This window comes from Streptomyces sp. NPDC001536, assembly GCF_042894505.1.
Lineage (GTDB): Bacteria > Actinomycetota > Actinomycetes > Streptomycetales > Streptomycetaceae > Streptomyces.
In genome coordinates, this window is record NZ_JBIAVQ010000010.1 from 129,610 (window position 1) to 151,342 (window position 21,733).

At 72.7% G+C, this 21,733-nt stretch carries 18 protein-coding genes; 10 read left to right on the forward strand and 8 right to left on the reverse strand.

The window, feature by feature from the left end; translation table 11 throughout:
• Window positions 1-80: 80 nt before the first annotated feature.
• Window positions 81-1,610 carry a LuxR C-terminal-related transcriptional regulator gene (locus ACFY0U_RS26635; protein WP_388639863.1) on the reverse strand — a complete coding sequence of 510 codons (1,530 nt, stop codon included), beginning with the start codon at window positions 1,608-1,610 and terminating at the stop codon, window positions 81-83.
• Window positions 1,611-1,777: 167 nt separating this feature from the next.
• Here ACFY0U_RS26635 and ACFY0U_RS26640 point away from each other — a divergent pair, with 167 nt between their 5' ends.
• Window positions 1,778-2,350: a PadR family transcriptional regulator gene (locus ACFY0U_RS26640; RefSeq protein ID WP_388639865.1), complete on the forward strand. Its 573-nt coding sequence runs from the start codon at window positions 1,778-1,780 to the stop codon at window positions 2,348-2,350.
• Window positions 2,351-2,432: 82 nt separating this feature from the next.
• Window positions 2,433-4,154: an acyl-CoA dehydrogenase family protein gene (locus tag ACFY0U_RS26645; RefSeq protein WP_388639867.1), complete on the forward strand. Its 1,722-nt coding sequence runs from the start codon at window positions 2,433-2,435 to the stop codon at window positions 4,152-4,154.
• Between the two features lie 71 nt (window positions 4,155-4,225).
• Here ACFY0U_RS26645 and ACFY0U_RS26650 read toward each other — a convergent pair whose 3' ends face one another.
• Complete coding sequence (locus ACFY0U_RS26650; protein WP_388639868.1) at window positions 4,226-5,704, reverse strand: alpha/beta hydrolase; 1,479 nt, start codon at window positions 5,702-5,704, stop codon at window positions 4,226-4,228.
• A gap of 453 nt (window positions 5,705-6,157) precedes the next feature.
• Here ACFY0U_RS26650 and ACFY0U_RS26655 point away from each other — a divergent pair, with 453 nt between their 5' ends.
• Both ACFY0U_RS26655 and ACFY0U_RS26660 read left to right on the forward strand, forming a co-directional pair.
• Window positions 6,158-7,528, forward strand: a complete 1,371-nt coding sequence (locus ACFY0U_RS26655; protein ID WP_388639869.1) for a diacylglycerol/lipid kinase family protein — start codon at window positions 6,158-6,160, stop codon at window positions 7,526-7,528.
• The gene (locus tag ACFY0U_RS26660) at window positions 7,521-8,117 is read left to right on the forward strand and encodes a phosphatase PAP2 family protein (protein ID WP_388639870.1); all 597 of its coding nucleotides are present in this window, start codon (window positions 7,521-7,523) and stop codon (window positions 8,115-8,117) included. Before ACFY0U_RS26655 ends, ACFY0U_RS26660 begins: the two co-directional genes overlap by 8 nt.
• A gap of 23 nt (window positions 8,118-8,140) precedes the next feature.
• On the opposite strand, the gene ACFY0U_RS26665 is transcribed toward ACFY0U_RS26660, so the two are convergent.
• Entirely contained in the window at window positions 8,141-10,927 is a 2,787-nt protein-coding gene (locus ACFY0U_RS26665; protein WP_388639871.1) for an AAA family ATPase, read from the reverse strand.
• Window positions 10,928-11,347: 420 nt separating this feature from the next.
• Here ACFY0U_RS26665 and ACFY0U_RS26670 point away from each other — a divergent pair, with 420 nt between their 5' ends.
• Both ACFY0U_RS26670 and ACFY0U_RS26675 read left to right on the forward strand, forming a co-directional pair.
• Window positions 11,348-12,316, forward strand: a complete 969-nt coding sequence (locus ACFY0U_RS26670; protein ID WP_388639873.1) for an alpha/beta hydrolase — start codon at window positions 11,348-11,350, stop codon at window positions 12,314-12,316.
• 20 nt (window positions 12,317-12,336) lie between these two features.
• Window positions 12,337-13,053, forward strand: a complete 717-nt coding sequence (locus ACFY0U_RS26675) for an alpha/beta fold hydrolase (protein WP_388639875.1) — start codon at window positions 12,337-12,339, stop codon at window positions 13,051-13,053.
• A gap of 116 nt (window positions 13,054-13,169) precedes the next feature.
• Here ACFY0U_RS26675 and ACFY0U_RS26680 read toward each other — a convergent pair whose 3' ends face one another.
• Window positions 13,170-14,117 carry an alpha/beta fold hydrolase gene (locus ACFY0U_RS26680; protein ID WP_388639877.1) on the reverse strand — a complete coding sequence of 316 codons (948 nt, stop codon included), beginning with the start codon at window positions 14,115-14,117 and terminating at the stop codon, window positions 13,170-13,172.
• Window positions 14,118-14,214: 97 nt separating this feature from the next.
• Between ACFY0U_RS26680 and ACFY0U_RS26685 the strand changes: the two genes are divergently transcribed.
• Window positions 14,215-14,835, forward strand: coding sequence for a TetR/AcrR family transcriptional regulator (locus ACFY0U_RS26685; protein WP_388639878.1), 621 nt, complete (start codon window positions 14,215-14,217; stop codon window positions 14,833-14,835).
• A 78-nt stretch (window positions 14,836-14,913) separates the two neighbouring features.
• On the opposite strand, the gene ACFY0U_RS26690 is transcribed toward ACFY0U_RS26685, so the two are convergent.
• A complete protein-coding gene (locus ACFY0U_RS26690; RefSeq protein ID WP_388639879.1) occupies window positions 14,914-16,161 on the reverse strand; it encodes a serine hydrolase domain-containing protein in 1,248 nt (415 codons plus the stop codon).
• Between the two features lie 513 nt (window positions 16,162-16,674).
• On the opposite strand from ACFY0U_RS26690, the gene ACFY0U_RS26695 reads away from it, so the two are divergent.
• The 3 genes from ACFY0U_RS26695 (at window position 16,675) to ACFY0U_RS26705 (ending at window position 19,081) form a co-directional block, all read left to right on the forward strand.
• Window positions 16,675-17,658 (forward strand): ArsR/SmtB family transcription factor, encoded by a 984-nt coding sequence (locus tag ACFY0U_RS26695; protein WP_388639881.1) that lies wholly within the window; start codon window positions 16,675-16,677, stop codon window positions 17,656-17,658.
• A 134-nt stretch (window positions 17,659-17,792) separates the two neighbouring features.
• Window positions 17,793-17,921 (forward strand): hypothetical protein, encoded by a 129-nt coding sequence (locus ACFY0U_RS26700; RefSeq protein WP_388639883.1) that lies wholly within the window; start codon window positions 17,793-17,795, stop codon window positions 17,919-17,921.
• A gap of 2 nt (window positions 17,922-17,923) precedes the next feature.
• Complete coding sequence (locus tag ACFY0U_RS26705; RefSeq protein WP_388639885.1) at window positions 17,924-19,081, forward strand: hypothetical protein; 1,158 nt, start codon at window positions 17,924-17,926, stop codon at window positions 19,079-19,081.
• A 27-nt stretch (window positions 19,082-19,108) separates the two neighbouring features.
• Here the strand turns inward: ACFY0U_RS26705 and ACFY0U_RS26710 are convergent, their stop codons facing one another.
• The 3 genes from ACFY0U_RS26710 to ACFY0U_RS26720 form a co-directional block, all read right to left on the reverse strand.
• Entirely contained in the window at window positions 19,109-20,656 is a 1,548-nt protein-coding gene (locus tag ACFY0U_RS26710) for a serine/threonine-protein kinase (protein ID WP_388639887.1), read from the reverse strand.
• Window positions 20,653-21,444 carry a serine/threonine protein kinase gene (locus ACFY0U_RS26715; protein WP_388639889.1) on the reverse strand — a complete coding sequence of 264 codons (792 nt, stop codon included), beginning with the start codon at window positions 21,442-21,444 and terminating at the stop codon, window positions 20,653-20,655. The genes ACFY0U_RS26710 and ACFY0U_RS26715 overlap by 4 nt, the downstream gene beginning before the upstream one ends.
• A 104-nt stretch (window positions 21,445-21,548) precedes the next feature.
• On the reverse strand, window positions 21,549-21,671 hold the full coding sequence (locus tag ACFY0U_RS26720; RefSeq protein WP_388639891.1) for a hypothetical protein: 123 nt from the start codon (window positions 21,669-21,671) through the stop codon (window positions 21,549-21,551).
• Between the last annotated feature and the right edge of the window lie 62 nt (window positions 21,672-21,733).

Consider the following 21,733-nt stretch of genomic DNA (forward strand, 5'->3'; position numbering starts at 1 on the left):
GTGAACAACGTAGGAGCTGACCAAAAGTCAGTCATCGGTGGAATCACCAGTCATGCCACAGGGCACTCGAGCCCCGGACGTCAGCCCGGTTCCGGCTCCGTCCGGTCCCGGTCCTCGCCGACGTTCGCCAGCAGATGTGCCAGACCGGTGCGCGACCGGACGCCCAGCTGCGCGAACACGTTGCGCAGGTGGTACTCGACGGTCCGGACGCTGATGGACAGTGCCGCGGCGATCTCCCTGTTCGTCGCCCCGCGCGCGACATCCCGCGCGATGCGCACCTGCTGCGGTGTGAGCGAGGACAGCGGCCCCGCCTCGCCGGTCCCGGTCACCTCGCCGGCCGCCCGCAGCTCCGCGCCGGCCCGCTCGGCCCACAGCGCCGCACCGCAGCGTTCGAAGCCCAGCAGGGCGTCCCGCAACTGCGTGCGCGCCTCGGTGGGCCGCCGCCGACGACGCAGCCACATACCGAAGGCCAGATGCGTGCGCGCGTGTTCATACGGTCCGGGTGCCCGCTCATGGTGAGCGAGCGCGCCGCGGTACAGCTCCTCGCTGCGGTCCGCGGGCGCGACGAGAGCACGGCACCGCGCCAACTGCGCCGGAGCCTGCGGGTCGGCGCCGAGCTCCGCCCAGCCGGCGAACAGGTCGACCATCTCCGTCGCGTCGAGGGCCCGGTCGGACAGAACGCAGGCTTCGACGAAGCACGGCACGGCGAGGAACCACAGCCCGAAATGCCCCTGCCGGGCGCCGGGTCGGACCAGCGGAGCCAGCCGGGCGGCCGCCCGTTCGGCCTTGCCCGCCCCCAGTTCCGCGCGCGCCTGGGCCCACTCCGCGAGAAACGCGGCCTGGGCCAGCCCATGGGGTTGCGCGACGGCCCGGATGTCCGCGACCCGTGCACGGACCGTGGGCAGGTCGCCCGCGATCGACATCACGAGCGCGCACACGGCAGACAGGTCGGCGGCGACATTGCGCTGACCGAGCCCCCGCGCGAGTACCAGCCCCTCTTCCGCGTGGGCATGGGCCTGGGGGTGGCGGCCCTCCCGCAGCTCCGCGTAGGCGAGGTGCGCGATGATGCCCGGAGCCGCGGCCTCCGCTCCGGTGGAGCGCGCGGACGCCAGGGCGAGGCTCAGGAGCCGGCGCGCGGTGGGCAGCCGGCCCAGCAGGAGGGCCACCTCGCCGGCGGTCCGGAGCTCGTGTGTCTCCGCCCGGGTCGCGACCTGGTCCAACCGGGGCTCCAGGACCGCGAGGGCGCATCGGAAGTCCCCCTCCACCACCGCGCTCATGCCGACGCAGTGCGTCCGCCAAGCGGACTCGGGGCAGCCCTCGGCACAGAGCGTGGACGCACGGTCCGCGCCGCAGACATGGCACGGACCCGCCGTGAAGACGCGCCGGTAGCTGTCGCGGTCACCGGCCGCCCAGGCCGCCGACGCCGCCGCCAGCAGAGCGCGGCGAGCCGCCGGCGGGTCCGTCTCGCGCAGCTCCGCGGCGGCACGGAGCAACGTCGAGCAGGCATCCGTCACAGGGCCGTCGCGCAACAGTTCACGACCGTGCGCCAGGGCGCGGTGGGACGCCGTGCCGGTGCGGGCCGAGAAGACGCCGCGAGTCTCGCCGTTCACACGCATCACCGCTTCCAGGGCGTCGGCCGCAGCCCAAAGAATGGCCAACGACAGCTCGCCCGTCGACCGTCGGCGCGACATTCCGTGGTGCCCGCACAGGGTGAGCCGTGTCGCATCGGAACGGGTGGGACTTGCTATGCAACGAGTTGCATAGCACGATCGGTGCCATGGCGCTCGAACACGCGATCCTGGTGTCGCTCCTGGAGAAGCCGGGATCCGGCTATGAGCTGGCCCGGCGTTTCGAGCGGTCGATCGGCTACTTCTGGACCGCGACCCACCAGCAGATCTACCGCGTGCTCAAGCGCATGGAGAACGACGGCTGGGTCGACGTCCGGGACGTCCCGCAGCAGGGCCGGCCGGACAAGAAGGAGTACTCCGTCGCCGACCTCGGCCGGGCCGCGCTGTCCTCGTGGCTGCACGATCCGATCGAACCGGAGAGCGTCCGCCACGACCTGGCCGTGAAGATCCGAGGGGCCGCCTTCGACGACCCGGCCGCCCTGATCCGCGAGGTGGAGCGACACCAGCAGGCGCACCAGGCCCGGCTGGAGCACTATCTCGCGGGCGAGGAGCGGGACTTCACGGGGGCCGAGGCGCGCGCGGCTGCCGCGCGAGCGCCGCTCGACGCGGAGCGCGAGCTCCAGCACGTCGTCCTGCGCGGCGGCATCGCGTACGAGCGCATGATGATCGACTGGCTGGCGGACGTGCTCACCACCTTGGCCCGGTTCACTCCGGGCCGCTGACACCGCCCCGCCCGCCGACCGCGCCTCCCCCCGCCCTACCTCACGACCACCACCCGTCCGCCCGCCGAAAGAGACCCTCAACATGGCTGACCACCTGCTCTTCAACCCGCGCACGTACGACCCCGCGCACTTCGACCCCGAGACGCGCCGCCTGCTGCGTGCCACCGTCGACTGGTTCGAGGAGCGCGGGAAGCGGCAGCTGATCGAGGACTACCGGACCCGCGCCTGGCTCGGGGACTTCCTCGCCTTCGCCGCGAAGGAGAACCTGTTCGCCACCTTCCTGACGCCGTCGGCCGCCGCGGAAGGGGCGCCGGACAAGCGCTGGGACACGGCCCGGATCGCCGCGCTCAACGAGATCCTCGGCTTCTACGGCCTGGACTACTGGTACGCCTGGCAGGTCACCATCCTCGGCCTCGGCCCGGTCTGGCAGAGCGACAACGCCGCCGCCCGCACCCGCGCCGCCGAACTCCTCGACCAGGGCGAGGTGTTCGCGTTCGGCCTGTCCGAGAAGGCCCACGGCGCCGACATCTACTCCACCGACATGCTCCTGGAGCCCACCGGCGACGGCGGCTTCCGCGCCACGGGCTCCAAGTACTACATCGGCAACGGCAACGCCGCCGGACTCGTCTCCGTCTTCGGCCGCCGCAGCGACGTCGAGGGCCCCGACGGCTATGTGTTCTTCGCGGCCGACAGCCGCCACCCCAGCTACCACCTGGTCAAGAACGTCGTCGACTCGTCCAAGTTCGTCAGCGAGTTCCGCCTGGAGGACTACCCCGTCACGGCCGAGGACGTCCTGCACACCGGCCGCGCCGCCTTCGACGCGGCCCTGAACACGGTCAACGTCGGCAAGTTCAACCTGTGCACCGCCTCCATCGGCATCTGCGAACACGCGATGTACGAGGCCGTCACCCACGCCCACAACCGCGTCCTGTACGGCCGCCCCGTCACGGCCTTCCCGCACGTGCGCCGCGAGCTGACCGACGCGTACGTCAGGCTCGTCGGCATGAAGCTGTTCAGTGACCGCGCCGTCGACTACTTCCGCTCCGCCGGCCCCGACGACCGCCGTTACCTGCTCTTCAACCCGATGACGAAGATGAAGGTGACCACGGAGGGCGAGAAGGTCATCGACCTGATGTGGGACGTGATCGCCGCCAAGGGCTTCGAGAAGGACAACTACTTCGGCCAGGCGGCCATCGAGATCCGCGGCCTGCCGAAGCTGGAGGGCACGGTCCACGTCAACCTGGCGCTGATCCTGAAGTTCATGCGCAGCCACCTCCTCGACCCGGCCGAGTACCCGAGCGTGCCGACCCGCCTCGACGCCACCGACGACGACTTCCTGTTCCGGCAGGGTCCGGCTCGCGGCCTCGGCTCGGTGCGCTTCCACGACTGGCGCCCGGCCTTCGAGACGTTCGCGCATCTGCCCAACGTCGCCCGTCTGCGCGAACAGGCCGACGCGCTCTGCGAGTTCGTCGCCACGGCCGGCCCCGACGCGGAGCAGAGCCGCGACCTCGACCTCGTCCTCTCGGTCGGCCAGCTCTTCGCGCTCGTCGTGCACGGCCAGCTCGTCCTGGAGCAGGCCGCCCTGACCGGACTCGACGAGGACGTGCTCGACGAGCTCTTCGCCGTCCTCGTACGGGACTTCTCCGGGCACGCCGTCGAACTGCACGGCAAGGACTCGGCGACCGGGGAGCAGCAGGAGTGGGCCCTGAGCTCGGTCCGCCGACCGGTCGTCGACACGGCACGCACGGAGCGCGTGTGGCAGCGGGTCGAGGCACTGTCCGGCGCGTACGAGATGGCCCCGTAGGCGCGCCGACAACGGTGGCCGGGCGCCCCACAGGGCCCGGCCACCGGCCGGTCAGGCTTCGGATCCCCCGGTCACCGTGCCTCACAGGTGACATCCGCGGCCGGGAGGCGGCCGGTGGCGAGGTAGGCGTTGACCGTGGCGTCGACGCACGGCGTGCCGTGGACGCCGTACACCGCGTGCTGGTCGGCTCCGCGCAGGGTGACCAGGCGGGAGGAGGGCCACGCCCGTCGCACCGCTGTGGCGCCCTCGTAGGTGGTGCGCGGGTCTCCGGTGGCGTTGACGAGCAGGGCCGGGAGGTCGTCCCGGACAGCGGTCGGGCGCTCGCGGGGCCGGTCCCAGAAGGTGCAGGGGCTGAGGTTGTACGTGACGGGGCCGAACAGCGGGTCCTTCGCGCGGGCCCGCTGGACGTCACGCCAGTAGACCTCCGGGTCCCGCGGGGCGGCGACGTCGCCGCACAGGATCGCGGACTGCACGCTGCCGTAGTGGGAGTCGGTGCCGGTCAGCACGAACGCGAGGACCCCGGCGAGCCACGGGGACGGGGTGACCGGGCGCCTGTCCGCCGCGCGCAGCAGGTCCCGCATCCCCTGCGCGAAGTCCCCGTAGGCGGCGTCGTTGTCCTGCGAGAGGCCGTTGAAGACGACGAGGGGCATGACGTGCTCGTCCACCGCGTGGTCGCCGAGCCGCAGCGGGGTGCGCGCCGCGGCGGCCCGCACACGGTCCACGGTCGCCAGCACCGCGCCACGGGTACGGCCCAGACCGTACGTCGTGTCCCGGGCGGCCGCCCATGACGCCCAGCCCTCCAGCGCGTGGCGGTTGGCCTGCTCGGTGCCCCGCAGCAGCCGGGGACCGTACCGGGCCGGGTCCACGACACCGTCCAGGACGACCCGGTCCGTGCGGCGGGGGAACATCGTGGCGTACACCTCGCCGAGGTAACTGCCGTACGAGTACCCGAGATAGGAGATCTTCCGCTCGCCGAGCGCGGCGCGGATGACGTCCATGTCGCGCGCGGTGTTGCGGGTGGTGACGTACGGCAGCACATCACCCACGTGCCGCCGGCAGCGCTGGGCGAGGTCCTGGGAGAAGGCAGCCATGCGGTCGAACCCGGCTCGGTCGACCCCCGCGCCGCGGAACGCGGAGCCGGTGGGCCACTGGCAGTCCAGCGGGGTGCTGCGGCCGACGAAACGGGGGTCCACGCCGATCACGTCGTACCGTGCCGCGACGTCCTTCATCGCCTTGCGTACCCAGGGCGGGTCGCCGAGGGTCTGCCCGCCGGGGCCGCCGCCGTTGAGCAGCAGCGGGCCGACGCGGTGGGCGGTGTCGGTGGCGGGGATCCGGGAGATCGCGACGGTGATCGTACGGCCGTCCGGGGCGCTGTAGTCCAACGGCACCGTCACATCGGCGCATTGGGCGCCCGACCGTTCCAGCTCCTTGCCGGTCGCGTCGTCCGGGCCGAGCACACAGCTCTTCCAGTCGAGGCGCTGGTGGTGGTAGCGGGCGAGGGGATCGGGGGCCGCCTGGGCCGGGAGGGCCGTGACGGGTAACGCGGCCACGGCGAGAGTGGTGACCGCCAGACCCAGGACGGCCCTTCTCGCCGTTCCCGAGGCGCCGTGCGGCACGTGAGGTGCTCGCGGTGGACGTGATGGGCGGGCTGTGCGGATCACTGCGGGTTCCCCTCTGCCGGTGCTGCCGGTTCTGTCGTGGCGGTGTGCGTCTGCCCGGCGGGTGCCGTGCGCCACAACGCTAGGCAGGCGCCTCAGCGGGGTCACTCGGGCTGGCGGCCGGTTCGCGGTGGGGGCAGCTTCAGCTCGGAACAGGGGGTATGCCCCCGGCGGGACGGGAGCGCCGCCGAGTTCCGGATCGCTGTCGGCATGAGATCGTGGGGCCGTCGATCTTGGCGAGGCGAGACGGCGGAGGCCCGCGTCGGTGGGCCAGGGCGGGCTTGACGCGGGATCCGGACCGTGCGGGGAGACAATGACTGCGACCACCCAACTCGCTGGAGCACCATGAACACGGTCCGACCGACGCGCGTCGCGGAGCCTGGCGGCTCCGACAGACGGGCGCGCGCCCTGGCCAGGCTCGCCCTGCTGTGTGTGGCGGGGGCCGTCGCGTCCGTGGCGGCGGGCGCGGGGCAACTGCCGATACTGCTGCTGGGCCTGGGCGGGCTGGGTCTGGCCGGCGCCGGTCTGTGGTGGGCGCTGGCGCACCGGGGACTGGCGCGCGTGTGCGGTGCTCTCCTGGCCGTGGGCTCTCCGGTGGGCGTGCTCGTCCTCTACACCGTCTCGGGTCTGTGGCCCGTCGCGGTGGCGGCACTGGGGGCCTGGGTGGCGGCGCTGGCCTGCGCCAGGAGCGCGTTGCGCCGTCGGCGCAGGCCGCACGGCATGCACTCCCGTTCCGTCCGGCCGCCCGGCCGACCAGTGTTGATCATGAATCCGCGGTCCGGAGGCGGGAAGGTCGGCCAGCACGGACTCGTGGAGCGGGCCGAGGCTCTCGGCGCCCGGGTGATCCTGCTCGACCTCGACACGCGTCCCGATCCGGCGGCGCTCGCCCGGCAGGCCGTCGCGGACGGCGCGGATCTGCTCGGTGTGGCCGGGGGCGACGGCACGCAGGCCCTGGTGGCGGAGGTGGCCGCCGCGCACGACGTACCGTTCATGGTCCTGGCCGCCGGGACCCGCAACCACTTCGCGATGGACCTGGGCCTGGACCGCACCGACCCCGCCGGTGGCCTGGACGCGCTGTCCGACGGGGTGGAACTCCGTGTCGATCTGGGCGACGTGGCCGGGCTGCCGTTCGTCAACACGGTCTCCTTCGGGGCGTACGCCGAGATCGTGCAGAACCCCGACTACCGCGACGCCAAGGCGGTCACCGCCCTCGACCAGCTCCCGGACCTGCTGCTCGGCGAGGCCGCGGCGCAGCTGGAGGCCCAGGCCGACGGCGACCGGCTACCGGTTCCGCAGGCCCTGTTGGTGAGCAACAACCCCTACGCGCTGGCCGACCCGCTCGGCGCCGGGCGCAGAGAGCGCCTCGACACCGGCCGGCTCGGTGTGATCGCCGTCCGGATCGAGGGTGCCGCCCAGGCCGCCGAACTGGCGTTGCGGGGCGAACGGGCCCGCGGTATCACCTCGCTGACCGCACGTCAGGTGACGGTCACGGCCGACACCGACCTCGTCGCCGTGGCCGTCGACGGTGAGGCACTCACCCTTCCCCCGCCGGTCGTGTGCACGGTCCGGCCCGGTGTCCTGCGGGTCCGGGTGCCCCGCCACCGGCCCGGCGCGCCGTACACGGCTCCGTCCGTGGACTGGCGGCACATCCTCCATCTCGCCCTAGACCGCACTCCCCCACCCACCCGCACGATGCAGGAGCAGAGCGATGTCTGACCGCCCGCAGCGCCACGACGGCGCCCCCCGAGCGCTGTTGCGTGATCTTGCCGCCCTCGACCAGGCGTTGTACGAGGCAGTGACGGTCACCGACACTCCGACCCTGGACCACGCCCTGCGGCGGCTGTCCGCGGCGGCGGACCACTCCAAGATCTCGTTCGCGGTCGCCGGGCTTCTGGCGCTGTGCCCCGGTCGGCCCCGCCGTGCCGCGGCCCTGGGCGTCGCGGCCATCGGTGTCGCCTCGGCCGGGGCGAATCTGCTCGGCAAGCAGCTGGTACGCCGGCCCCGGCCGCATCGGGCCGAGGACTCGCCGTTTCCCGGGCGGCACGTGCCCATGCCCGCGTCCGCTTCCTTCCCGTCCGGTCACACCGCCTCGGCGGTCGCCTTCGCGGCCGCCGTGGGCCCGGCCTTCCCGGCCGCCACGCTTCCGCTGGGCCTGCTCGCCTGTGCCGTCGGCTACTCCCGCGTCCACACCGGCGTGCACTACCCCGGCGACGTGATCGCAGGCGCCGTCCTCGGCACCGGCGCGGCGGCCGCCATCCTCGCCGCGTCCGGCTGGGACGGGGCTCGCCGGCTCCGCCTCCCCTGATTCCGCAGCGGGTCGGCTCGGGCTCACAACCCGTCGACGTCGCGCAGTTGGGCGCGGCCGGTGATGCCGAGCTTGGGGAAGATCTTGTGCAGGTGGAAGCCGATGGTGCGCGGGGAGAGATAGAGCCGGGCACCGATCTCGCGGTTGGTCAGGCCCTCGGCCGCCAGTCGGGCGATCTGGAGCTCCTGGGGCGTCAGGTCGGCGAGGACGTCGGGTGCGGCGGGTGGCATCACGGTCACGCCCGCGGCGCGGAGTTCCGCGGTGGCCCGCTCGGTCCAGGGGCGGGCGCCCAGTCGTTCGAAGGTGTCGAGGGCGGTGACCAGCAGGGGACGTGCCTCGACGGTGCGACGGCGACGACGCAGCCACTCGGCGAAGTCGAGGTGGGCCAGGGCGTGTTCGAAGGGCCAGCGCGCGGCCGCCGGGTCGCCGGTCGCCGCGCGGAAGTGCGGCTCGGCGGCCTCGGGTTCGCTCAGCAGGGCCCGGGCGCGGTGCACGATCGCGGCCAGCCGGGCCGAACGCGGCCGTTCAAGGGCGCGTTCCGCCGCGTCGAGCACGGCACGGGCGTCGTCCGTGCGGCCGGCACGGACGCCTGCGGCGGCGAGATCGGCGAGGTGGTAGAGGGAGGCGTGGTAGTGGACGGGGGCCGGGCGGGCTTCGTCGGTGAAGGTACGGCGCAGTTGGCCGTACGCCGACTCGTGGTCGCCCTCCGCCAGGGCCGCGAGCGCCAGCGCGTGGCGGTGCCGTACGTACAGGCTGCGGGCCTTGCGCAGGTCCCGGCCTCGGACGGCGTCCGCCACCTGGGCGCGCGCACCGGCGTGGTCACCGCGGGCGGCGCGGACGGTGGCCCGCAGCAGGGGTGATCCGACGCTGACGTTGTCGGCACCGGCCTCCGTCGCCGTCCAGAAGGCGTTCTCGGCGGCGCCCAGGGCCTCGTCCCAGGCTCCGCTCTCGAAGTACGCGAGCGCCAGGGCCTGGGCGACGGTGCAGTTGGCGCCGGCGGTGGCGGTCCGTCGTAGGTGGTCCAGGGCCTGGCCGAGGAGACGGACGGCGTCGTCGGTCTCGTCCAGGATCCAGGCCGCGCCGCCGAGCGAGACGAGTCCGGACAGGGTGCGGTCCGAGTCGTCCGGCAGGGTGTCGACCGCGTGGGTCAGGTTCTTCAGCGCCTGGGGCCGGTCCGTGAACGGATGGGCCGCCGCCCGCGGCCAGACGCGGTCGCTCACGCTCGGCTGCGCCGCGATCAGGCCGTCGATCCGCTGGATCTCGTACCGGTGGCGCGGATCGCCCGAGTTGTACGCCGGTGTGGCGGCCGTCCCCAGGGCGCTCAGGGCGAGGGCCGGTGCCGCGGTGGCCATCGCTTCCGCCACCGGCAGCAGATGGGCCACGGCGTCGTCGTGCCGCAGCGTCACCGCGAGGGACCAGCCGGCGCGCAGGGAGGCCTCGGCGAGGAGTTGAGGGTCGTCGGTCAGCGTGGTGACGCGGCCCGCGATCTCCCCCACCCACTGCGGATGCCCCGCGTACATGGCCGATTCGGCCGCGGCGAGCAGGCGGCGCGCGCGTTCCCGCTTGTCGGGGGTGAGTTCCGCGGCGCGTTCCAGGGCGGTCGCCGCGGCCGCGTGTCCGCCACGGTGCTGGAAGCGTCGCGCGCTCTCGGCCAGGACGCGGGCGATGTCCTCGTCCGGGCCGAGAGCGGCCGCGGCGAGGTGCCAGGCACGGCGGTCGGGTTCGCGGGCGAGGGCGGCTGCGAGGGTGAGGTGGGCCTCGCGGCGTTCGGCGAAGGTGGCGGCCCGGTGGACGGCGGAGCGCACCAGGGGGTGGCGCAGCCGTACCCGGCCGCCCTCGACACGTACGAGTCCCGCCTGCTCGGCCGGTGCCCACACGTCCGGTCCGCCCGCGTCCGGGAGGTCCGACAGCGGTGCGGTGCCGGCGGCCGCCGCCAGCAGCAGGGCTCGTCGGGTCGCTGGTGGCAGCGCGGGCAGGTCGGCGGCGAACAGGCGCTCAAGACGGGCGGTCAGAGGAAGCGAATCGACGGCGGCGAGGTCGCGGCCACCGGGATCCCGGGCGAAGGCTCGGCTGAGCTCGATCAGGGCGAGGGGATTGCCCGCCGCCTGTTCGAGGATCTGCGCGCGTATCCGTCCCCGCGGTGGCGCCGGCTGCGCGTCGAGCAGCAGCCCGGCCGCGGCCCGGTTCAGCGGACCGGCCGTCAGATGCGGGAAGTCGCGGTCGAAGCGGACCGGCACGGCTTCGTCGCGCGCCGCCAGCAGCAGGGCGGCGCGTTCCCCCTCCAGCCGCCGGGCGACGAAGGCCAGCACGTCCAGCGAGGCCACGTCCAGCCACTGGGCGTCGTCGACGGCGATCAGGAGCGGGCGTTGTCGCGTCGTCTCCAGGAGCAGCGTCAGCACGGCGGTCCTGACCGACAGCGGGTCGGACGCGGTCGTCGCGTCGGTCGTCTCCATGCCCAGGGCGTGGCGCAGGGCGTCGCGCTGACGGGCGGGAAGCCCCTCGACTCCGTCCAGCACGGGGTGCAGCAGCTGGTGCATCCCGGCGAATCCGAGATCCTGCTCGCCCTCGCAGCCCCGGACCCGCAGCACCCGCAGGCCGCGCTCCGTGGCCCGCGCGGCGGCCCGGTCCACCAGGGTGCTCTTGCCCGCTCCGGGCTCTCCGGTGAGCACGAGCACGCGGGGGCCGTCGCCGTCCAGCGCGTCGATCAGACGCGTGATCCGTGACAGTTCACTGTCCCGGCCCAGCAGCGACGGTTCCCGCTCTGGCCCGGCCCCGACGCCACCGAGGCCGCCCGAGCCACCGAACTCCATGAAGTACCGCTCCCTGCCCGCCGCCGTTCACGTCCATCCTGCCAGGTCGGCGTCACTCGACTGGTCACATGACAGAAGCGCAGGCCGCCTCCTGCTGCCAGCATCGGAGCATCGGGCGGGTCACGGAAGACGGAAGCACAGCGGTGGGTTCGGAATCGGACGTCGAGGGGATCCCGCGATGCGCCGACAGCGCCGACCCGAGGGCCCGGATCGACGAGGGTGACGGTCCGGGAGCGTCGTCGGACGTCCGGCTGCCAGACCGCTGAACGGCTGCAACGTGGGAACGGCGACGAGGCCGACCGCCCGGTCTCTCCCGGTGTGCGCCGGCACGCGACCGCCCGCCGACCACCGCCGACCGCGCGGATCCAGCGCCCTGACCGAGGCGCCCGCAGCACTCATCAAGAACCTGAGGAGAACGACATGTCTGACGCCGTGGAACCGATCCAGCCAGTGCTGGAGCCGGCGGCAGCCGCCTTCGCGGAGGCGACCGCGAACCCGCCGTACCTCTTCGATCTCGGCCCGGTCGAGGGCCGCAAGGCCGTCGACGAGGTCCAGTCCGGCGACATCGCCAAGCCCGCCGTCGACGAGGAATGGATCACCGTCCCCGGCGGCCCGACCGGCAGCGTCCGGGCCCGGATCGTCCGCCCGGCCGGCGCCCAGGGCGCCCTCCCCGTCATCGTCTACATCCACGGCGCCGGCTGGGTCTTCGGCAACGCCCACACCCACGACCGCCTGGTGCGCGAACTCGCCGTCGGCGCGAACGCCGCCGTCGTCTTCCCCGAGTACGACCTCTCGCCCGAGGCCCGCTACCCCATCGCCATCGAGCAGAACTACACCGTGGCCCAGTGGATCGTCACGGACGGCGCGTCGAAGGACCTGGACGCCTCCCGGATCGCCGTCGCCGGGGACTCCGTCGGCGGCAACATGAGCGCCGCGCTCACCCTGATGGCCAAGGAGCGCGGGGATGTCCCGCTGGTCCAGCAGGTGCTGTTCTACCCGGTCACCGACGCCGCCTTCGACACCGCCTCCTACCACCAGTTCGCCGAGGGCTACTTCCTGCGCCGCGACGCCATGCAGTGGTTCTGGGACCAGTACACGACCGACGAGGCCGACCGCGCCCAGATCACCGCCTCCCCGCTGCGCGCCACCACCGAACAGCTCACCGGACTGCCCCCCGCCCTGGTCATCACCGGCGAGGCCGACGTCCTGCGCGACGAGGGCGAGGCCTACGCCAACAACCTCCGCACCGCCGGTGTCCCCGTCACCGCCGTCCGCTACCAGGGCATCATCCACGACTTCGTCATGCTCAACGCCCTGCGCGAGACCCACCCCGCCCAAGCCGCGATCGCCCAGGCCGTCGCCACCCTGCGCACCGCGCTGCACGGCTGACCCGACAAGGAGAACCCCGCATGTCCACCCCTCCCACCGTTCTGCTCGTGCACGGCGCCTTCGCGGACGCCGGCAGCTGGACCGGGGTCATCGAAGAGCTCCAGGGCCACGGCATCCCCGTGATCGCTCCCCCCAACCCGCTGCGCGGGCTCGCGTCGGACTCCGCCTACATCGCCTCCCTGGCCGCCCAGATCGACGGCCCGGTCGTCCTCGTCGGCCACTCCTACGGCGGCGCGCTCATCACCGTCGCCGGTGTCACGGAGAACGTGGTCGGCCTGGTCTACGTGGCGGCGTACGTCCTCCAAGAGGGCGAGAGCCTGGGCGAGTTGCAGGGGCGCTTCCCGCTGTCCCCGCTCGTGAGCAGCCTCAAGCAGTGGACGTACCCGGTCCCGGGCGGCGACCCGGGTGTCGAGGTGACCATCGCCGAGGACGCCTTCCCTGCGGTGTTCGCCGCCGACGTGCCCGCGGAGGTCACCAGGGTTCTCGCGGCGGCCCAACGCCCGCTGGCCGCAGCGGCGTTCGAGGAGGCGGCGCCCGTGGCCGCGTGGCAGACCAAGCCGTCGTGGGCGCTGGTCGCCGGCGCGGACGAGGCGATCAATCCCGAGGTCGAGCGCTTCGGCGCCAAGCGGGCGGGTGCCACGATCGTGGAGCTGGAGGGCGCTTCGCACGCCGTGGCGGTCTCGCGGCCCAAGGAGGTCGCCGACCTGATCCGTGAGGCGGTCCGCGCGACGAGCTGACGGCACGCGGACCGCGCGGCGCGGCCGGACATCCGTACGGTGTCCGGCCGCGCCGTCGTTCATCCGAGGCGGCCGGCGCCGCCGAGTCCCGTGGTCGGTGCGGGCCGCCCCGGCTCTCAGGCCGGGGTCCGTTGCTCCCCGCGTGTGTGGTGCAGGATCTCGTCGGCCAGCCGGTCGTCCAGCGCGGTGGGCAGGGTGTGGCCCATGCCCTCGACCATGACCAGCCGGGAGCCGGGGACGGCGGCGGCGGTGGCCTCGGCGTGTGCCGGCGGGAACATGGGGTCCTCGGTGCCGTGCAGGATCAGGGTCGGCGCGGTGACGCCCGCCAGGTCGTCGGTGCGGCCCGTGCCGGCGGCCCCGGCGAGGGTGTGGTTGAGCCCGGCGAGCAGGTCGCGCGCCCGCTCGTACACCCGCCGTTCCATCGCGCGGTACTCGGCCTCGTCGAACGGCAGCACCGAGCCGTGCAGTGCTCGCCACAACGGCACTCGGGCGGCCAGATAGTCCTCCGCACCCGCCCCCGGGTCCGGCAGGGACGAGGTGAGGGCGGTGAGCAATGCCGGTGTGGGCGGCGGCAGTTCGCCGGGGAGGGGAGGCAGCCCCAGCAGTGCGCGCTGCACCGTCGCCGCGGTGTCCGTGCCCAGGGGCTGGGACGACAGGATTGTCAGGGTCAGCACCCGGTGCGGGTGGGTCAGGGCCAGCCGCTGGGTGATGAGGCCGCCGAGGGACGCGCCCACCAGGTGGGCCCGTTCGGCGTCGAAGGCGTCCAGGACGGCGAGCGCGTCGTCGGCCATGTCCGCGACGGTGTAGGGCCGGGCGGCGAAGTCGACGGTCGAGGAGCGGCCGGTGTCCCGGTGGTCGTAGCGGATGACGCGAAGACCTCCGTCGACCAGGCGGCGGACGATGCCCTCGTTCCATTGCACGCCTTGTGCCTGCGCGCCCATCACCAGCAGCACCGTCGGTCCGTCCGGCGGGCCGAAGTCCTCCGCCCACAGCTCCAGTTCGGCTGCGTGGACGATCCGCTCGCGGCCGGTGAGGTACGTGTGGTCCAGTTCATTTTCCTGCATGGTCGTTCAAGATAATGGTTCGGGGTCGGCACCGCACCGGCTTTTCCGGTACCCGCGGGTTGGACGCCGCGGTGCGCGGCCGGGCACCCTGATCTCCATGGTCGGAGTCAAGGGGCAGGTGCAGAAGCGGGGCGTGGCACGCCGCCGCGCCATGGTCGACGCGGCGCTCGAACTGTTCGCATTGCAAGGGGTCCGCGGGACCGGCGTGGCCGCGATCGCCGAGCGCGCCGGCGCCACGCCCTCCGCCCTCATCCACCACTTCGGCAGCAAGGACGGTCTCGTCCGCGCCGTCCTGGAGGAAGCCGACCGGCGCGCCCTGGAACGGCTGTCCGTCCCACCGGACGCCGACCCCACCCTGGACGAGGCGTTCGACTGGTTCGTGCGGGACGCCGAGCACACCGCCACCGGCGCACGAGACCTGGCCGCCCTGCACACCACCCTCACCGCGGAGAACCTCCAGCCCGGCTCCGCTCTCCACGACTGGTTCCGGGACCGCGGCCGGGCCCTGCGCGCGCACCTCACCGCCCTCTTCACCCGTGCCGCGGCCGACGGCTCCGCCCGCGCCGACCTGGATCCGGCCGTCCTCGCAGCGGAGACGGCCGCGTTCCTCGAAGGAGCCCACCTGTTGTGGCTGCTCGATCCCGAGCAGATCGATCTGACCGCCCTGCACCGCGGCTACTTCCAGGGGCTGGCCTTCCGGCTGCGGCCGCAAGCGTGAAGGAGAACCTCAAAAGACCGCGTCCCCCTACGAGGTAGGGAGACGCGGTCGTCATCCAGAACCGCGAGCGGCCGGCTGTCAGCGGCGTTCGGGCAGGTCCGACTCGGCCGGCAACACGGGCGACCCGATCTGCGCGGGCGACGACGCCTTCGCCGCCGGCTTCTTGCCGCAGAACGCGGCCTCCAGCGTGCCGCCGAGCGCCGTGTTGGCGGATCCCTTGTTGGAGGTGTTGGCCATCGCGGAAAGGCTGCGCCGGCCGTCGGCGGTCGCGAAGGCGTAGGTGTAGAACCCCTGCACGGTGCCGGTGTGGCCGTAGACCTGTGTACCGCAGGACAGGTCGTAGCGGCGCAGACCGAGGCCGTAGAAGCGGGTGTTGGTGGTGTCGGTCGGCGTGACGGTGGTCATCGCCTCCAGCATCCGCGGCGACAGCAGCCTGCCCCGCATCAGCGCGGTGACGAAGGTGTTGAGGTCCGCCGGGCTGGAGATGACCGCCCCGGCCGACTGTGCCCAGGAGACCGTCTGCTCGGTGGAGTCCACCAGCGGCGCGCCGGTCTCGTCGGGGTGCAGATAGCCGCGCACATGGAGGCCCGCGATGCGGACGTCGGGGTGCACGTACGAGGTGTTGCGCAGCCCGAGCGGCCCGATGATGCGGCGCTGGTACTCCTTGGCGACCGGCTTCCCGGTGAGCTTCTCGATGAGCATGCCTACTACCACGAAGTTCGTGTTGGAGTACTTGTAGGCGACGCCGGGCTCGGTGGTGCGGGGCTCGCTCAACGAGAGGTCCAGCAACTCCTGGTAGCTGAAGACCCGGTTGCGTACGGCTTCGAAGCCGGGCACGGTGTGCTCGAACATCGCGTCCGTGTAGTCCGCGAGCCCACTGCGGTGCCTCAGGAGGTGCCGCACCGTGATCCGGTCGTCGGGCAGCAGCCCGGGAAGGTACCGGTTCACCGGGGCGTCCAGCTCCAGCTTCTTCTCCTGGACGAGCTGGAGCAGCACCACGCTGGAGAAGGTCTTGCTGACGCTCCCGATCCGGAAGCGTGCGCGGACGTCCATGGCGGCACCCGATTCCCGGTCACGCACTCCCACGGTCCGGGCCTGGACACCGTCGGGGCCGGTGAACCGGGCCATCGCCCCGGGTGCGCCCTCGGCCATGGCGGCGTTCAGCGCGGCGACCACGCCTTCCATGTCGGGTGCGGGAGTGGTGGCCTTGGTGGCGCCGGGGACGGCGGGCGCGGCGTGCGCGGTGGCCGCGGGGACGACACCGGCGGCGAGCGCGGCGATCAGGGTGGCGCAGGCGGCCAGGCGTCGGCGGTTGTTCAGTGTCACGTCAGTTCCTCGAGTCGAAGGGTGGGGTGCGAGAGGCGGGAGCGGGACGGCGTATCAGCCACGGCACTGTTCGACCTGCTGCTTCCACACGTCCGGGCTGCCGCTGTCGAGGTACCGGTCGTGGACGCAGGCCGACTTCGGCGCCGTTGTTCAGGCGCCCGAACGGCACGTCGGCGTAGCCGTAGCCGGGTCCGGAGCGCATCTTCGGCCAGGAGCCCGCGTCGATTCCCATGACGTAAGCGCGGACCGCCCGGTGCCGGCACGGCGTCCTGGAGACATGGAAGTGCCCCGTTTCTCTTGCGTGTTCTGCTCGGGGCACAGCGATGTACGCGGTCGGTCAGCCGCCACCGTCCCCCGTGGTCGGACACAGTCTGTTCACAGCCGGCGGCACGACCCAGCATTTCGAGCGGCTTCAAAACGTGTCCCGGTCGGCGCCTTTACCCAGGTTGTTCGAAACCTTTGCCCAAACCTGTGCGTCCCAAGAGGTGGTAGCAGGTCGATGTGGGAGTGTTCATGGCCCGGTTCTCCGAGTTGTCTCTGGGGCCGCTGGAAACAGTGCCGGTGTCGGTCGTGGCGCAGCCCGGCGTCACCCTGATGTCACTCGTCGCGGATGCGCTGGGCGGACGGTCCCAGGGCGTGCACCCCACGTGGCGGCGCGCGCTGCGCTCGGCGGTGCCCAAGGGGGCGGAGGCGGTGCTGCGGCCGCTGTTCACCCGGGAGTACTCGATGGTCCCCGACTGCCTCACCCCGACGGCGCCGCTGTGGGAGACCGATCTCTCGGTCCAGCTCGACCGGCTGGCGGAGGTCTCGCCCCATCTGCTGCTGCGGGAGCTGGAGACGGACTTCGGGGGGACGGTCCCCCGGCAGTGGCAGTCGGTCGTCGACCGGCCGAAGGCCTTCATCCACGCGTACGCGGCCATTCTCGGCGCCGTCTGGGAGGCCTTCGGGCCGATCTGGGCGCGGGCCGGCTCCCTGCTGGCGCGGGAGACCGAGCGGGTGGGTGTGGCGGTCGTCAGCAACGCCCTGCCGCTCGTCATGAGCGGGCTCGGGCCCAAGATCCGCTTTGCCGGGCAGACGCTGTACGTGCCCGATCCGCACCCCGAGACGTTCGAGCGGGGTGCCCGCCGTGTGGTGCTGGTGCCCATCGTGTCGGGCAACGGCGCCTCGGTGTTCAGCTTCGACCGTTCGGACGCCGTGTGGTTCGGCTATCCCGTGCCCGGCCTGAACACGCTGTGGACCGCTCAGCAGGCCACCGCCGAACGAGACCCGCTCAAGCTCGTGGTGGGCTCCCTGCGGGCGGGGATCCTGCGCGAGCTGGCCCGGCCGTGCACCATGGGCGCCCTGGCCTCCGCGCTCAACTGCACACCGGCGACCGTGACGTATCACTGCGGTCAGCTGGAGGCGGCCGGACTCCTCAGCCGGGAGCGCCGGGGGCAGCACGTGATGGCCCGGCGCACGACGTCGGGTGCGACGCTCGTCAGTCTGCTGTCGGGCTGAGCCGGTACGCCGCGAGGCCCACCCTGACATTCGTCAGGACCGCCGGCCCCGCTCCCTTTTCTATGGTTCGAGTCGTCTTCCAGGCCCCGGCCGTTCTACGGGGCACCCTCCACAGACAGGAAGAGACGGCTCTCATGCGCCTGTTCGACTACAGCTTCGACAGTGTCCGCATCACGCTGAGGCATCACCTGCGCGGCCCCCTGCTCGGCGCCGCCGCGCCCGCCCTCGCACCGATCGACTCGATCAATCCCAGGGAGCACTGACTGTGAAGCGCCGCCTACTAGCCACCGCCGCCGCGCTCCTGCTGATCGGCGGCGTGGCGGGCACCGCCGCCGCCGATGCCCCGGCCGGGCAGCCGGTGCGCCCCGCCGCCGCGTCCGTCGAGGTGCCCTCCGGTGTCAGCGCCGGGGTCGCCGTGTTCGACCGGCAGACCGGCACCTTCACCGAGCAGCTCAACGTGAGCACCCGCTTCCGGTCCGCCTCGATCGTCAAGGTGCTGATGGCTCTGGACTACCTGTGGAACCGGGGCCCCGGCTATGTCGTGCCGCCCTCCGACCGGGCATGGCTGGAGCCGATGCTGCGCAGCAGCAAGGACAGCGCCGCCGACACCTACTGGTCGGACAACGGCGGTACGGCGATCATCACCCGCATGGTGAGCCGCCTCGGCCTCAAGGACACGGCGGTGCCGCCCACCGGGTACGAGGGCTTCTGGGGCTACACCGCGCTCTCCGCCCGCGACACGGTCACGATCTACCGCTACCTCCTGGACTCCGCGCCCGCTCCCGTACGTGACTTCGTGATGGGCAACCTGCGTCAGTCCACCCGCTGTGCCTCGGACAGGTTCGACCAGCACTTCGGCGTCGCCGGTGCGTTCCAGAAGCCGTGGGCGGTGAAGCAGGGCTGGGCGGGATCCTCGTACGAGCAGGGCACCTGCGGCACGCCGGGCACCGCGACCACGAACGCGACGGGGACGGCGGGCCAGGCTCCGGCCGCCGCCGCGGACGTGGACCTGACCAGGCCCGCGCTGCACAGCACGGGCACCGTGGGCGCGAACGACCGGTCCATCGTGGCCGTGCTCACGCTGCACCCCGTCGGCACGTCGTACGGGAAGGCGTACACGGACATCGGCCGGCTGACCCGCTCGCTGAACGTCCCCGGAGCCACGCGGCCCGCGGGATGGTGGTACGGCACGTGGAGCGACCACGTGAACGTCCGCCCCGACCCCAGCACGGGCAACGCGCCGATCACCCAACTCCCCGCGGGCGTCGAGGTGTTGGTGGGCTGCCAGGCCAAGGGCCAGGTGGTCAACGTACCGCCCTACACCAACGAATGGTGGGCGTACCTCCCCCAGTACAACGGCTGGATCTCCAACATCTACATCAACTCGCCCGACAACAAGATGCCGGACGTCAAGGACTGCTGAGCGGCGTCGATCGGGGGCTCCGCTTCCTCACCGCTCGTAGTCGGCGAGGTAGCGGAGCACCTTCTCGACGTGGGGCCGCACGCGTTCGGGGACTCCGCGCTCCGTGATGACCGTGCGGTCGCTCGTGCGGTAGCCGGCCGCCATCAGCGCGGGAAGATCCTTGGCGGGCATCTTCTCCTTCTTGAACTGCTGGTCGAGCCAGCACACGTACAGCGACATCGTGGAGATGGCGTCCGGTGGCGACATGTAGTCCTTGTCGCCGTCGCCGTCGCCGTCGACCGCCCAGGCCCGGAACACCGACGGCGTCCACATGGCGATGCCGAACTCCTCGTTCTCCGGACGGGACGCGGTCACGTCGAAACCGCTCTCCGCCTTGATCATGGCGGCGAGGAACGCGGGCGTGACCTCCGCGTCGGTGCAGCGGTGGGCGGCCTTCACGATGACCGGCCGCAGTGCCTCGGGTACATCGGAATCCTCCGGGATCTCCCCGGCGGCCGGGCTGTGCGCGCCGGTGACGACGGCCGGGGTGTCGCGTCCCTGGTCGTCATCGTCGTCGGTCCCGCCTCCGCCGCCCCCGAGCAGCGCCGCTCCTCCGATGGCGGCCGCCGCCACCGCGGCGAGCGCCACGGCGGCCACCGGCAGCAGTCGGCGCCGGCCACGCGGGCTTGCCAGGTGCTCGATCCGGGCCGAGAGGCTCTCGGCGGTGTGGCGCAGTCGGCCCGCGTGGTCGGGTGCCAGGCAGTCCTCGATGAGCCGGCGCCAGTCGTCGTCGAGTCCGGCATCCAGCCGCAGGGGCGCGGTGCCGCGGGCGTAGGCCTGGGCGGCCAGCGAGCGGGCACGGGCGGTGGCGCCGGGGAACGGGTGCAGGCCACCGGTGAGCACCTGGTGGGCCAGAACGCCGAAGGCCCAGATGTCGGCGGTCGGCCGCACCATCGTGCCGTCCGCCCCGGTGCGCTGGGACCACCACTCGGGCGGCACATGGTCGAGCGTGCCGAGCGGCGGCACATAGGCGTGGGTGCCCTCCAGTTCGGTGGCCAGGCCGAAGTCGGCGAGCCAGACCGCGTCGTCCGCGCCCAGCAGCACGTTGGCGGGCTTGAGGTCGCCGTGCACCCAACCGGCGCCGTGCATATGGGCGAGCCCTGCGGCGACGCCGCGCAGGACCCGTACGGCGTCCGGGATGGGGCGGCCGGTCGCGGCGGCGTCCAGCACCTGACGCAGACTTGCCTCGGCGCGGTCCATGACGAGCGCGATGGCACCGTCCAGCGCGGGCAGGTCCGGCGCGTCCACGGTGCACACGGCATGGGTCCGCACGAGGTGGGGGTGGTCCGCCTCGGCGCTGAACCGCACCTCGCGCGCGACCAGTTCGCCGAGCGCGGCACGCTGACCGGGGGCCAGGGCGCCGGTCGGCAGCACCTTCACCGCGACGATCGTGCCGTCGGCGACCGCCCGGGCCTCGTACACGGTCCCCCAGCCGCCCGAGCCGATGACGGCGTCCAGCTCCCAGCCCTCGATCCGGAAGCCGGCCGGCAGACGCGGCGTTTCGAGAGCGCCCTCTTCGGCGCCTGAGGAGGTCATGCGCCGCTCTCCTGCGGGACGGGCCGTCTGCGAGACGGCAACAGGGTGAGGTGTTCCTCGCGCACCAGGCCGAAGCGCAGGGCGAGCGAGGCGAGTCGGGCGCGTTTGGCGCCGGTGCGGGCGTTGCCGTCCGCGCCCGGCTCGTCGCCGACGTCGAGGCGCAGTTTGGCGAAGGCCAGATAGTCGATGTGGTAGTTCACCGCGGAACGGGTCAGACCACGACAGCTCTCCAGCGGGCGAAGCCGCTCCGCGATGTCCCCGGCGCCCGGCAGCGCGCCGTCCGAGGGGTCGCGCAGCCGCGGCTCGCACAGGGCCACCAGCACCAGGAAGTACTTGGCCGTCGCGTCGAGTGCGTAGGGGTGCACGGTCAACTCCCCGGCGCCTGGCGAGGATTGCTCGTCCAGGTAGGCGTGCTGCGGGGCGAACACCTTGAAGTCGACGGTCCCGCTCAGCGCAGGCAGGACGACTCGGGAGAACTCGAAGGGGACCGGCGCTCCGAGCCGGCCGGGCGCGACGGTGATGTACTCGCCGGCGCCCTCCAGGTTCTCGACCGCGTACGCGGTGTCACGGCTGAAGTTCGACAGCCGCCAGTAGTCCTCGGCCGCCTCCAGGCGCCCAGCCCGCCGGGAGATCCCGGGGTCGGGCAGGACGATGGCGACGTTCCGGCCGGGCAGCCCGCGCCCGAAGTCGGCCACGTCGCCGGGTCCCATACGCAGCAACTCCGGCCCGCTGACGGTGACTTCGCCCGGTCGTGACGGACCGGGCGGCTGCACAATGATCGTTTCCATACCGACTTTCCCCCGATGTGGTCGCCAGGATTGTAGAGGCGGTTCCGCTTTCCGCCGACCCGGCGCCTCGACGCGGGACGGCAGGGCGCGTCTTTCGGTCACCGTCACCGCTTCGCCGCCTCGTCCGCCGCGGCCGACACGCCCCGCGCCGTGGAGGCTTCCATGGAGCGTTCGCCACGGCGTACGGGCTTCTGGTCAAAAGCCGCACAGGTGACATCGTTGTCCATGCCCGGCACCGCAAAGGGGCCGAATCCAGTGGTGAGAGCGCGAAGCACGCCCACTAGGACGA

Excerpts from the sequence above, each read along its gene's own strand:
- ACFY0U_RS26640 (WP_388639865.1), top strand. The coding sequence starts at position 1,778 with ATGGCGCTCGAACACGCGATCCTGGTGTCGCTCCTGGAGAAGCCGGGA.
- ACFY0U_RS26645 (WP_388639867.1), top strand. The coding sequence starts at position 2,433 with ATGGCTGACCACCTGCTCTTCAACCCGCGCACGTACGACCCCGCGCAC.
- ACFY0U_RS26655 (WP_388639869.1), top strand. The coding sequence starts at position 6,158 with ATGAACACGGTCCGACCGACGCGCGTCGCGGAGCCTGGCGGCTCCGAC.
- ACFY0U_RS26660 (WP_388639870.1), top strand. The coding sequence starts at position 7,521 with ATGTCTGACCGCCCGCAGCGCCACGACGGCGCCCCCCGAGCGCTGTTG.
- ACFY0U_RS26665 (WP_388639871.1), bottom strand. The coding sequence starts at position 10,927 with ATGGAGTTCGGTGGCTCGGGCGGCCTCGGTGGCGTCGGGGCCGGGCCA.
- ACFY0U_RS26670 (WP_388639873.1), top strand. The coding sequence starts at position 11,348 with ATGTCTGACGCCGTGGAACCGATCCAGCCAGTGCTGGAGCCGGCGGCA.
- ACFY0U_RS26675 (WP_388639875.1), top strand. The coding sequence starts at position 12,337 with ATGTCCACCCCTCCCACCGTTCTGCTCGTGCACGGCGCCTTCGCGGAC.
- ACFY0U_RS26680 (WP_388639877.1), bottom strand. The coding sequence starts at position 14,117 with ATGCAGGAAAATGAACTGGACCACACGTACCTCACCGGCCGCGAGCGG.
- ACFY0U_RS26685 (WP_388639878.1), top strand. The coding sequence starts at position 14,215 with ATGGTCGGAGTCAAGGGGCAGGTGCAGAAGCGGGGCGTGGCACGCCGC.
- ACFY0U_RS26695 (WP_388639881.1), top strand. The coding sequence starts at position 16,675 with ATGGCCCGGTTCTCCGAGTTGTCTCTGGGGCCGCTGGAAACAGTGCCG.
- ACFY0U_RS26700 (WP_388639883.1), top strand. The coding sequence starts at position 17,793 with ATGCGCCTGTTCGACTACAGCTTCGACAGTGTCCGCATCACGCTGAGG.
- ACFY0U_RS26710 (WP_388639887.1), bottom strand. The coding sequence starts at position 20,656 with ATGACCTCCTCAGGCGCCGAAGAGGGCGCTCTCGAAACGCCGCGTCTG.
- ACFY0U_RS26715 (WP_388639889.1), bottom strand. The coding sequence starts at position 21,444 with ATGGAAACGATCATTGTGCAGCCGCCCGGTCCGTCACGACCGGGCGAA.
- ACFY0U_RS26720 (WP_388639891.1), bottom strand. The coding sequence starts at position 21,671 with ATGGACAACGATGTCACCTGTGCGGCTTTTGACCAGAAGCCCGTACGC.